11 protein-coding genes and 1 pseudogene are annotated in these 12,304 nt (G+C 46.6%); 6 read left to right on the forward strand and 6 right to left on the reverse strand.

Going from position 1 to position 12,304, the window contains the following annotated elements; all coding sequences use genetic code 11:
- The 6 genes and pseudogenes from H164_RS0106805 to H164_RS0106830 all read right to left on the reverse strand — a co-directional run.
- On the reverse strand, nt 1-341 hold a 341-nt coding region (locus H164_RS0106805), incomplete at its 3' end, for an HU family DNA-binding protein (RefSeq protein ID WP_019967355.1).
- Between the two features lie 252 nt (nt 342-593).
- Complete coding sequence (locus H164_RS0106810; protein ID WP_036887823.1) at nt 594-2,192, reverse strand: fibrobacter succinogenes major paralogous domain-containing protein; 1,599 nt, start codon at nt 2,190-2,192, stop codon at nt 594-596.
- Between the two features lie 24 nt (nt 2,193-2,216).
- Entirely contained in the window at nt 2,217-2,450 is a 234-nt protein-coding gene (locus H164_RS0106815) for a hypothetical protein (RefSeq protein WP_025829867.1), read from the reverse strand.
- A gap of 739 nt (nt 2,451-3,189) precedes the next feature.
- Nucleotides 3,190-4,335, reverse strand: coding sequence for a DUF1735 and LamG domain-containing protein (locus H164_RS0106820; RefSeq protein ID WP_025829866.1), 1,146 nt, complete (start codon nt 4,333-4,335; stop codon nt 3,190-3,192).
- A gap of 37 nt (nt 4,336-4,372) precedes the next feature.
- A pseudogene (locus H164_RS14450) lies at nt 4,373-4,768 on the reverse strand (endoglycosidase); the annotation flags it as partial.
- An 872-nt stretch (nt 4,769-5,640) separates the two neighbouring features.
- Nucleotides 5,641-7,185, reverse strand: coding sequence for an alpha-L-fucosidase (locus H164_RS0106830; protein WP_025829865.1), 1,545 nt, complete (start codon nt 7,183-7,185; stop codon nt 5,641-5,643).
- A 166-nt stretch (nt 7,186-7,351) separates the two neighbouring features.
- Between H164_RS0106830 and H164_RS0106835 the strand changes: the two genes are divergently transcribed.
- The 6 genes from H164_RS0106835 to H164_RS0106860 all read left to right on the forward strand — a co-directional run bounded on the left by H164_RS0106835 (nt 7,352) and on the right by H164_RS0106860 (nt 12,304).
- Nucleotides 7,352-8,683, forward strand: coding sequence for an MFS transporter (locus tag H164_RS0106835; protein WP_025829863.1), 1,332 nt, complete (start codon nt 7,352-7,354; stop codon nt 8,681-8,683).
- A 52-nt stretch (nt 8,684-8,735) separates the two neighbouring features.
- Nucleotides 8,736-10,373, forward strand: a complete 1,638-nt coding sequence (locus tag H164_RS0106840) for a beta-N-acetylhexosaminidase (protein ID WP_026356271.1) — start codon at nt 8,736-8,738, stop codon at nt 10,371-10,373.
- A 484-nt stretch (nt 10,374-10,857) separates the two neighbouring features.
- Nucleotides 10,858-11,037, forward strand: a complete 180-nt coding sequence (locus tag H164_RS0106845) for a DUF4250 domain-containing protein (RefSeq protein ID WP_019967940.1) — start codon at nt 10,858-10,860, stop codon at nt 11,035-11,037.
- Nucleotides 11,038-11,072: 35 nt separating this feature from the next.
- Nucleotides 11,073-11,561 (forward strand): 3'-5' exonuclease, encoded by a 489-nt coding sequence (locus H164_RS0106850; RefSeq protein ID WP_019967941.1) that lies wholly within the window; start codon nt 11,073-11,075, stop codon nt 11,559-11,561.
- 60 nt (nt 11,562-11,621) lie between these two features.
- Nucleotides 11,622-11,837 carry a DUF3791 domain-containing protein gene (locus tag H164_RS0106855; protein WP_019967942.1) on the forward strand — a complete coding sequence of 72 codons (216 nt, stop codon included), beginning with the start codon at nt 11,622-11,624 and terminating at the stop codon, nt 11,835-11,837.
- Nucleotides 11,834-12,304 carry a DUF3990 domain-containing protein gene (locus tag H164_RS0106860; RefSeq protein WP_019967943.1) on the forward strand — a complete coding sequence of 157 codons (471 nt, stop codon included), beginning with the start codon at nt 11,834-11,836 and terminating at the stop codon, nt 12,302-12,304. The genes H164_RS0106855 and H164_RS0106860 overlap by 4 nt, the downstream gene beginning before the upstream one ends.

Consider the following 12,304-nt stretch of genomic DNA (forward strand, 5'->3'; position numbering starts at 1 on the left):
GTGTCTTTCCATGTCAGCACCAGCTTGGCGGGCTTCAGGGCAGAGGTTGCCGTCACGTCGATTTCCTTCTCGATTTGTTTCGAGGGCACCACCACGCGCAGCGAGAAGATGTCGCCGAGGTCGAGCCCCACGCCCAGCCGTGCACACTCCATGATCAGGTTGCGCAGCGTGATGAGCACGTTGCGGGCATCGCCCTCGCTGAGCGACGTTTCGCGCACGATGCGTTCGAGCACCATCTCCGGCGTCAGCTTTTGTTGACCCTTGGGCACAGCGATATACACCGTCTTGCCCTTCAATTTTCCCATTGTCGCCTTACGCGACTTCACTGTAAACTCTAACATAACAAATTAAATTTTAAGGTTTGTAATATAATTAAAAAAACACACGAATTTCATTCGTTTTCACCCCATTCGCAGGGTGCCGTCCTATCCAGCTGTTGGGTGGCTCTCTACCCAGCGGTTATGTCGTCCCGTACCCAGCAGCTGGGTAGCGGAGGAGGTATTCGCTGGGTAGAACGATACTCAGCAGCTGGGTTGCGCGCAGGCTTACCTCGTATAAAAATCTGTTTCGTTGTGCACATATTGCATTATAGCTTATTCGAAAGCAACTACTGAAAAACCTATATTACGATTATTGAAATATATGTTAATCGCATCACTTTTAAAATCCAAATAGTACGACAATTCACCGAGGCCTGCCGAAGCACTTGATGTCCAATAGCCCCCTTTACTGCCAAGGTTTTCTAAAGAACCATAGTAATATCTACCTAATGCCGGTAGAAAGAAATAGTTTGCATCATTGGGGGGGATAGGAGCAGAATTAGGAGTGACACTACCCCATCCAAACTGTAACATTCGATAATCGGTTGGGCTGATTTTAGGATATCCATTCTTCATCTGCTCTTCGGTAATTCCTTCATCAGCCATAATCTTGGCTTTCTTCTTCAACCATATTCCATTCATTTGCTGCAAATGACCATCCAAAGCGACAATACTTGTTCCCCAATGGGGGTCACCATTAAAAACATACCAACACATCTCATTCACATTGGGACAATCTTTACATGATTTTGTGGCATCAATACGAATATGACTACCTTCACGATACCAACGCGGGTCGGAATTATTCTGCGCATAATTACCGTCTGGCGTTCCGTCTGCCTTCAAGTGATTATACCAGTAGTCATATTTCGCATCCCACATACAATACTTCGGCATGGCTGGCGAGAGATCAGCCGTCACATCGTAGATGTTACCTTTATCGAGGGTGATATTGGTCTTGGTATCTGTGATAACCGTCTTCAAGTTGGTCGTCGGGTCTTTGATGGTATATTCTATCGTGAAGTCGTAGGTGCCAGGGCGGACGACGATATAGGTGGCATTGAGCGCCTGATTGGCCTCGGTTTCGAGCTTAAAGTCTGGGAGGTCCACGTGGATATAATCCCAATTAAAGGGAGATCCAGGAGTTGTAAGGTTCTCACCATCAAAGTGGCATAAGTCAGCAAACCTATCTTCGTGAGCTGCTGTGATTTTGATGCTTTCCAGCCGTATATTAGCCGAAAGGGTGGCGTTCTCGCAACGAGGCAAGAAGCAGAGGTAGGCTGATTTATGCGAAAGCGTAAAGTTGAATTTATCGGGATTACCCGTGTTGCGTGCCCTGCCCGAACCACAGTCGCCCCATTCACCTGCTTTAGAAAAGTCGTTAGCTGTAGTACGGGTCTGTTTGGCATACATACCAACGCTCTGGGGATTGATATAGGCTCCAAAAAGCGTAACCGAGGTTCCCGTATAGTGCACTTCGCAACCGTCGGCATAGTCAGCCTTGCTGCCGGGCAGGGTGAACTCTGCGCTGGCTCCGCCGTCGTGCAGTGTGATAGCCGTGCTCTTTTGCCATGTGCCGTTTTTGTCTTTCACCCAAATGAAGTCGTCGCTTGTCCAATAGGCTTCGGCACCTTGGCCGGGCGTGTGCTTGATGTCTGTGCGCGTCTTCGCGCCGGCAAACTCGTCTTCATCTATGAACCGGCGCTTTGCCGAAATCTTTGTGTCATTGGTCGCGAAGACTACGCCGCCTTTCGGTGTTTCCGTTCCGTTCTCTTTCTTTTTGTCTTGCGCAACGTCTTCATTGGCACAAGCTGCAAACAGTGTTGCCACTATGAGCAACATACTTGCCTTTATCCATTTTTTCGTCTTCATTTTTCCTTTCCTTTTAATCATTACTTACTCTTCCCACACATTATAGCTTGGCAGGGTGTTCTCCCCTCCTTCGGAGGGGTTGGGGGAGGTTTCCTCCCATTCTTCATCACTGCCTCGCTTTGCACTACCAAACGTGCCACCTTGTCCGATGTGCTGGTGCTGACCGCTTACGGCCTGTAAGAGACAGTCCTCTTGCATCGGATAAACCTTAATCTCGGGCACGAGATATGCCCTTTTCTTACGCTCCATCTTCTTCATATTTATTGTTGTTATCTTGATTTGTGCTGTTTGCATGTAGGGACGCACGGCTCGTGCGTCCCTACATTTCGCCGCGTTATTTCGTTCATTTTTTGCTCGTAAAGGGACACGAATATGCGAACAAAGGGAACTCCGAGAAGCCCTTTGTTTATTGAGGTCGCGCGCTCTTCACGCGCGCGTACGTGAAGACGTTTAAACGCCAGGTGCGCTAAGTGTGTGTGTGTGTGTGTGTGTGTGTGTGTGTGTTAGCAAATTATTTGGACCAGCCAAATAAAAAGCGTTAAAAGATGCAGAGAAATCAAAGTTTCTTTGCATCATGCTTATAACCTTATTATCATCAAATGCTAACATCATAACGCCGGCAAAGGTAAGACTAATTCTTGAAACAACCAAACTTTCCGCTGCTTTTTTGTCCTGCTACGGTTCGCTTACCTGTTTAACAGACGCCCTGTCAGCCCGTCTGACACACACCCAAGACCCTTTCCAGCCCACCCCCAACCCCTCCCAAGGGAGGGGAGAGAGCCTCCCCCGACCCCTCCAAAGGAGGGGGAGCCCAAGCTTGCGGGCTAATGATGAATAATGTATGATAAACAAAATAGGCCTTGTGAACTAAAGTGTTCGCAAGGTCTATTTGCATTTTACTCCCCTCCCTCTTCGGGGAGGGGCTGGGGGGAGAGGCTTTCTCCCCTCCTTTGGAGGGGTCGGGGGAGGCTCTTATTATACTTATAGTTTGAAAAAGTTAGTGGATACTTTCCATTGTCAGAGGCTCGTCAAGCTGTTTAATTTCAATATCACTCATACGGCATTCTATACCTTTTGCAGCATCGGTAATGGTATTTGTTCCTGTTTTCTCAGTACCATTCATCTTGAAATAAAGCTCTAAACCATCGGATTTAGGATCTACACCCAACATGTTTTGCTTGATTTGATTTTCAGTCCGCGCTACGTTCCATACGCGAATTTCACTCATATAGCCATAGAACGGGCGTTCTCCCCAAGGGAAGCTGGGGATTTTCCCAATGTTAAAGCCCACGTCTGAATTGAAGTCCAAGCTTGGAATATTCCATGCAGACTCGGCCCATTTCACACCATTTACATACATTACAGTCTTACCTGAAGCTTGATCATAGGTTAATGCCAAATGATACCACTTGTTGATTTGTAGCTTTTCGGGGGCTTCGTAGTGTTGACGGCCTGCGGCTTGCAAAATTCCAGAAGGTATTCCACCACCTTCATCGCCTACACGGAGTATCATTAAGCCTTCTGTTCCCATAATTGTACTGTTGTCTCCGAACCACATAGAGTTAATTAAGGCCTCAAAGGTGAAGGACTTAAATAGCGTTCCGCTGGGGAATTTCACAGAAACATAGTCGCTATAGAACAAGGCTGCTTTTGTAATCTTGATGGGCTTTGCCATTAAAATGTATGCAATATCCTCGCCTTCAATAACGGGAACCGAGCTTGAATGCAACTGAATAGGTAGCATATAGGTTTTACCCTCTTCCAGCTTATCAAGGTTTTTGAGCGTTAAAGACACCTTTTCTGCATAGAGTTTCCCGGTTTCTACCGATGAGGCTTCCTTGGTAAAAGCAGCATCTTCATTCTTAAATGTCTTATAGTTGGTGCCATATTTACTGTTATAGGCAGCAACCAACGAGGGATCGGCCAAAGAATAGGATACGGCAACGGCAGAATTCACTTTGTTTGAGATGCGTGCTGTGATATCGACAGTTAAGGTGTTACCACTGCTGGGCATTGTAACTTGTTGCAAGTTATTCTCAAAATAAGCCTTTGGCTTTAGCAAATCGCTCTCACTGTCTTGGCAACTCATCACACAGAATGCGGCGATACCCATAGCGATATGTTTAAAAATATGCTTATTCATGTTTATTTTCTTTTTAATGATACGTTCGTTTCATGTCTTAAGGATGAGAAGCGTTTCCCATTCTTTCTTTAAACACTTGTTGATTAATCTGAATAGCCTGACGCATCCACTTGTAATTGGGTGTATTGTCATAATCGTTATCGAAGCGATAAGCACCGACGCCACCTTTGTATCCTTTGGTGGGCATGCTCTTAGCCTGACGCAACAGTACACCTCCCGACTTGAACGAAGATTCGAAGTTGTCGGTAGTGATAATGGTCTTGGGGTCGATGTCGTAGTAATCGAAGTAAGTCATGCGTCCATATGACTGATCAATCCAATAATCAACATAGCCATCTAAGGCTTTGGTCAATGGACTGAAGTGACCATCGATGCAGATTAATCGGTGCCCCTTATGTTCGGGATCGCTCTTTGGACCAATGTATTTATTCAAAACTATGTGTAATTAATTTAATTTTACGGTTTATAAACTGTAACCTTTTAGATTCTGAATTTTAGGTAAGACACCATGCTCAACTTTTTCAAGCCAAACGCACTAAAATATCAAGATGATATATCCCATACTAAAAGAAAGATAGCTTCTAATATCGCGTTTTAATTGATAATCAATGAATTGTATTGCCAAATATTATCGTGCATCATGGAATGCTCTTTGGGCTTGAATGGAGACCCTTGCTCGCTATTTTCTCGGAGATGTCTGCAACTTCATGGGATATACATAATGAAAACGTTAACGAGAAGCACTATTTATAGTGTTCCTTTTTGTAAATATAATTAATCGTTTTTAACACTTTTGGATTTTGTCAAATAGAAGAAAAAAGACGATAAAATAGATGTTATTTCCTGATTTTAACGTTTTTTGCTTACAATTTCATTCATAATACATTGCAATCTCCATGAGATTACCATGCTATTTGGGTAAAAATGCCGTGTAATCTGATGTAAGTTGTGAGGTAATTTGATGTAAATCGTAAGGCTTTTTAATTGCATTTTGTGTCAAAAATAGGCTTGTTTTTGCAACAATTTGATAATCATTAAGTTTTAAACTCTCGTAAATTGGGCATTATTTTGGGCAAAGAAGGAAACCATTCCAAATTCGCAAAACTGACGAAGTCATTTGTAAATCTTCTTGAAACAAATTAACATAGTATTCGTTTCTATAAATCATAGGTCGTAAAACAATGCTTATAAAGACGTAAATAGGGCTACCGAACACCAATCATGCATTCCATTTGCCGATGATGTCTTGTTTATAGCCACTAATCATACATCAAAGAACAGCCTTATTACAATAAGGTAAAATTTCTATTCCTTTAGGTGATACAGCCCAACCTCAGAGATTGCGGGGACATCACGCGCTTGTTGAATGGTAAGGCGCACTTCTTTTGCCGTCCGGACGGGGAACTTCAGCAGGCGTTTGTGGCCGACGGTCGTCCCTTCGGACGCTTTCTGCCACGTGCCCTTGGCGTCTTTCACTTCCAACATGAACTGCTCAACGCGTTGTCCGCAGCGAATATCCTCCTGAACGGAAAGCACATTGAAGGTCACGGGCTGCTTCAACACGAAGTGAAAAACGGCTTTTCCGGTTTTCATATCGGGCGAAACGGAGGTGTCATAATTGTTGTCTGTGACATTACGTAGCCTACCTTCGACCACCTTGCACGTCACTTTGGCATCGGTAAGCAGGTTCCGGGCGAACGTTTCTTCATGCAACCGGCGGAAACCGCGCAGACTTTCAACGTCGGCCTCGGCCAATCTACCCTCCTTGTTGGGCGGAAGATTGAGCAAGAGCACACCGTTCATGCCCACGGAAGTGAAATAAATGTCCATCAACTCCTTGGGCGACTTCACCTTGCTGTCCTCATTCTGGTGGTAGAACCAGCCCGGACGGATAGACACATCTATCTCTGCCGGATACCAAACGAGCGACTTTGCCTTCTCAATTACCTTTCTACTGCCGAGGTCTTGGCCCGTCATGTCGCCCACAGGCTGCGTCAACACTTCCTTTTGTGAGTGGTTTGCAATGGCTTCTTGGTCGAGATTGTCCTTCGGAACGACGCTCCATTCCGTTGCACGGCCGCGTCCCGACTCCGTACCTACCCAGCGAACGTCAGGCCCCATGACTGCAATCACGGCCTCGGGTTGGAGCTTTCGGATCACTTTATACCAACGAACGAAGTCGTATTCCTGCCGTCTTCCGTTCGCTCCTTCACCGCAAGCACCGTCAAACCACACCTCGCTCACCTTGCCATATTGCGTGAGTAGCTCGGTAAGTTGGCTGACGAAATAGTCGTTATAGGCCGCTGTTCCATACAGTTTTGAGTTACGGTCCCACGGAGAAAGGTAGACACCGAATGCCATGCCATGCTTCTTGCACGCCTCACTCACCTCGCGAACCACGTCGCCCGTTCCATTCTTCCACGGAGAATGCTTCACACTGTGCTCCGTATAAGCCGATGGCCACAGGCAAAAGCCGTCATGATGCTTGCAAGTAAGAATGGCACACTTGAACCCGGCGGCCTTTAATACACGTATCCATTGGTCAGTATCGAGGGTTGTTGGGTTGAAAATGGCCTCCGATTCCGTTCCGTCTCCCCACTCTTTTCCCGTATATGTGTTCACACCGAAGTGAAGAAAGGCCGTGAGTTCCTGCCGTTGCCAGTTGAACTGACGCGCAGATGGCACCACACGGGCAGCCTTTTTGACGATCTCGGCGGGGGAATCCGTCGAGTCGATGACGACAAAATTGTTCTCTTGCGCATGGAGATTAGGCCGTAAAAAGGGAGTAAACAACAGGCAGGAAGCCGTCATTGCAGCTTTAATCAGTAGCGTATAAGCGTTAAGTCTCATCAATTCGGGTAACGATTGTTGGCTCATTTGTTGGATAATCTATGGCAAAAATATAATATTCCAACCAACTTGACGGGTAATGGTAGTGAATTAAAGTTAAACATAACATTGTTTGTAAGTAAATGTGTACCTTTGAGTGCCTTTTAATCAGAAGTCTGACAAATAAATGGAACCAAAAACGAACAATCTAACAACAAAAACATCGGTCAACGGAAGCCTACATAGCCCCGCAACATGGGTGCCGACATTGTACTTTGCCATGGGAATGCCTTTCGTTGTGCTGAATATGGTCTGTGCATTGATGTATAAAGGAATGGGAGTCTCTGACGGTCAGATTGCTTTCTGGACTTCATTGATTATGATTCCATGGACACTGAAGCCACTATGGAGCCCGTTTTTGGAGATTTACAAGACCAAAAAGTTCTTCGTTGTCCTCACGCAAATCCTCACAGGTGTGCTCTTTGCATTGGTTGCCTTTGCCCTTCAGCTGCCCTCTTTCTTTGCCATTACCATTGCCATCCTTGCAGTTATCGCCTTGAGTGGGGCCACACACGACATTGCTGCTGACGGAACCTACATCTCAGTGCTCTCCAATGAGGAACAAGCACGCTGGATTGGCTGGCAAGGAGCATTCTACAACATCGCTAAGATTGCAGCAACAGGCGGGTTGGTTTATCTTGCCGGCACGTTCATTAAGCTGTTCGGCGTGGCTAAGGCTTGGATGATTATCATGCTCATCATCGCATTCATCATGGCTTCTGTAGGCATTTATCATTATTTTATGCTTCCCGGTACAAAGCAAGAGACTAACGATGCGCCTGTATCCCTGCGTGATTCCCTGAACGAATTGCTGAAGGTCTTCTTGGAATTCTTCACAAAACGTCACATCGTTTACTACATCTGCTTCATCATTCTCTACCGTTTTGCCGAGGGATTTGTGATGAAAATCGTTCCACTCTTCCTGAAAGCGTCGCGTGCCGAGCAGGGTTTGGGGCTGAGCGAACAGGAGATAGGCTTGTACTATGGCACATTCGGGGCTGCAGCCTTTGTCATCGGATCCATTCTTGCCGGCTATTATATCGCGTGGAGAGGCTTGCAGAAGAGCCTGTTCTCACTCGCATTGGTATTCAATATCCCTTTCGTGGCCTACACGTTCTTGGCGCTTTATCAGCCTGAAAGCCTTTGGTTGATAGGCGGCGGCATCGTTATGGAATACTTCGGTTATGGCTTTGGCTTTGTAGGACTGTCGCTTTTCATGATGCAACAGGTGGCACCGGGCAAACATCAGATGGCACATTATGCCTTTGCCAGTGGCATTATGAACCTTGGCGTCATGCTTCCGGGAATGATGAGCGGCTATATCAGCGACAAACTTGGCTATCAACATTTCTTCCTTGTCGTATTGGTATGCACCATTCCTGCATTGCTGATAACGTGGTTCGTTCCTTTTACCTATCCGGATGCCACAAAGAAGAACCAAGATGCAGGCAAAGCATAAACGAAACTGACAGCGTTTAAATTAAAATAAAAAGAACATTAAAAACCTATTTATGCACAAAAGAATCTTTATGGTAATGGCGCTTTGCGCTTCTCTCCTGCAGGTTGGTGCGGCAGAAGCCGACTATCACGTCATTCCGCTGCCGAAACAAATCACGATGAGTAAAGGAAATCCTTTCCATTTGCTGCCGACAACGCAGATTATTTGTACTTCGTCAGACGACTTGATGCAGGGAAATGCACGTTTCCTCTGCGACTATATCAAGGAAACAACGGGGCTGTCGCTCTCTGTCGGCAGCTCTTCCAAGGTGAAAATACCTGCTATCATGCTCGTAATCGACCCGAAAATGCAAGGCGACGAGGCCTATAAACTCTCCGTTTCTCCCAAGAAACTGGTCATCAGCGGGCGCACCCCGGCCGGCATTTTCTATGGCATTCAAACGCTTCGCAAGTCACTTCCCATCATCAAAGCAGGGAGTTCGGAGCCTATCATGTTGCCGGCTGCAGAGATAACCGATGCACCCCGCTTCGCTTATCGGGGCATGATGCTCGACTGTTCACGCCATTTCTTCTCGATAGATTTCGTGAAACGGTTTATAGATCTGCTGGCACTCCACAATATGAACACCTTTCATTGGCACTTGACTGACGACCAAGGCTGGCGCATCGAGATTAAAAAGTATCCCAAACTGACGGAGATTGGCTCCAAACGCACAGGTACCATCATGGGACACAACACAGATGTCGACGACGGACAGCCTTATGGAGGGTTCTATACGCAGCAAGAAGCAAGGGATATCGTGGAGTATGCGCGCCAACGGCATATCACTGTCATTCCCGAAATAGACATGCCGGGCCACATGAAGGCTGCCTTGGCCGCCTATCCCGAGCTTGGTTGCACGGGAGGTCCTTATGAAGTGGGCCACGCTTGGGGCATTTATAAGGACGTGCTCTGCTTAGGTAATGAGCAAGTATTCCGGTTTGTTAATGCCATCATTGATGAAGTGGCCGACATTTTCCCTGCAAAATATATCCACATCGGCGGAGATGAGACGCCAACCACGCGTTGGGGAGAATGTCCGAAATGTCAAAAGGTCGCCGCCGAACAGAACTTAAAGCTCAATAAGCTGCAGGCTTACTTCACCAACCGCGTAGAAAAGTATATCAACGGCAAGGGAAGAAAAATCATTGGCTGGGATGAAATCCTCGAAGGTGACATCAATCCGAGTGCAACCATCATGAGCTGGCGCGGCATTGAGCCGGGAGAGCGCGGTGCAAAGCTGGGACACGATGTCATTATGACGCCCACTTCGCACTGTTACTTTGATTATGGGCAGAATAAAGACGAGAATACGGAGCCCGAAGGACAGCATCCGCTTCTCACGGTAGAGAAGGTTTACAGTTTAGACCCTGCACCTGAGACGATGCCTACAGACGCTCGCAAGCATATTTTGGGCGCACAAGCAAACCTTTGGAGTGAGTATGTGGCTTATCCCAACCGTGCCGAGTATGCAGTTTTACCGCGTATGGCTGCTCTTTGCGAGGTGCAATGGACCCCGAATGAGCTAAAAAACTTCAATAACTTCAAGCAACGGGTAGACCATATGGCTGCCATCTACGACCTTCATCACTACGTCTATGCGCTCCACCTTTGGCCAGAACGCTTCAATCATAATCGGATTGAGTGGTAAACAACAGTATTTCAGAGGTTAGACATACAATTATTGCTTGAAAAACCATGTTCGGAGGTTCCGTGTTCAACGCTTCTATAAGGCGTTGGCATAGGGCCTCCGGTTTTCTTGTCTTGTCCTTTTGCTTTCCAATCTCAGCCATTTTAGCGCACAATATGGCTGAGATTAGCGCGCAATATGGCTCATTTTACCGTGCAATATGGCTGAGATTACAAACCATTTGAACGCATGTAGGGACGCACGGTCCGTGCGTCCGCTCCTATTTCAGTTAACAGTTGATGCGTAAATGGGAGGAAAAGTTGTTTGTGCTGCGCTGGGCGGACGCACGAGCCGTGCGTCCCTACATCTCCGCCACGGCCTTTTTGTACGATAAAAACATCGATAAAATCGAAATGCGACCATCATTTTGAACACTAAATGGCCGCCATTCGAATTATTTATGCTATTTTTGCAGATAGATATCAACCACATAAAAAGTCGAAAGATGGATAAACTACCCAATGATCCCATGATTCTGTTTGGTGCGGTCAACATGTTGCTGCGCGATAACTATCATTCGCTCGACGAACTGTGCGACGATATGAACGTCGACCGCGCAGAACTCGAAAAGAAACTGGCCGCCGCCGGCTTCAAATATGACAAGGCACACAAGAAATTCTGGTAGACAGAAACCTTGAGAATCATTACTTTTGCAACGTAATGAAAGACTTCGCAGCCATCGATTTCGAGACGGCCAACAACGAATGCACCAGTGTTTGCTCCGTTGGATTGGTCGTTGTGCGCGACGGAATGATTGCCGATCGCTTCTATTCGCTCATTCATCCCGAGCCGGATTACTACACTTATTGGAATACCCGCGTGCATGGATTGACGCAAAATGACACAGATTGCGCCCCCGTCTTTCCCGAAGTGTGGCGTAAAGTGGAGCCCCTCATCGACGGACTGCCACTGGTTGCCCACAATAAAGCCTTTGACGAGCGTTGCCTAAAGGCCGTTTTCCGTTGCTATCAAATGGACTATCCCGACTATCCTTTCCTTTGTACGCTCGTCAAGTCGCGCCGGGTTTGGCCCCAAGGTCGCCACAATCTCGACGTGATTGCAGCCCGATGCGGTTACAACCTGACCGACCATCATCACGCACTTGCCGATGCCGAGGCTTGTGCCGCCATTGCTTTGCAGATATTATAGCCCGTTTCTTGCAACTTCGGAACTTTCTCTGTATCTTTGCCTATATAATATAAGGTGGTAATGACCTACGAACAACTTGACTTTACAACCTATTGCATCGGACTTCTTGCCTGCCGTTTGGGCATGAACCAACGTGATGTGTACGACAAACTGAAGGAAAGCGATATTCTCGATGACTATATCGTTAAGGCATACGAAGTGCTCCATACCTTCAGTAGCGACTATATTGCCGATGATTTGCTGGGGTATATGAAAGAGAAAGGAGTGATTGAATGAAGGTATATCATGCTTCAAACACGATTATCAAGCGTCCTGATACGCTCCATTCGCGCGTGGCTTTAGACTTCGGGCAGGGTTTTTACGTCACGGTCTTGCGTGAACAAGCCATTAAATATGGCGAACGTTTCAAGTTAAGAAAGCAGCAGGCGTTTCTTAATGTCTATGAATTAAGCGACGGATGGCAGGCAAAAAATATCAAAAAGTTCACGGCCTACGATGCCGAATGGCTCGACTTTATCACGGCAAACCGCCGACAACGCTCCGTCGTTTCTTATGACTGCGTGGAAGGAGGCATTGCAAACGACCGGATATTCCGCACGATTGACTTGTTTCTATCACAGGATATCAGTCGAGACGAAGCCCTTAAAAGACTTCGATTCGAAGAGCCCAACCATCAGATTTGCTTCTTGAAGCAGGCTTTAATAGATGAATTTCTTTCATTCATCGATGCAGAGGAGATTTAA

This window comes from Segatella maculosa DSM 19339 = JCM 15638 (genome assembly GCF_000382385.1).
Taxonomy (GTDB): domain Bacteria; phylum Bacteroidota; class Bacteroidia; order Bacteroidales; family Bacteroidaceae; genus Prevotella; species Prevotella maculosa.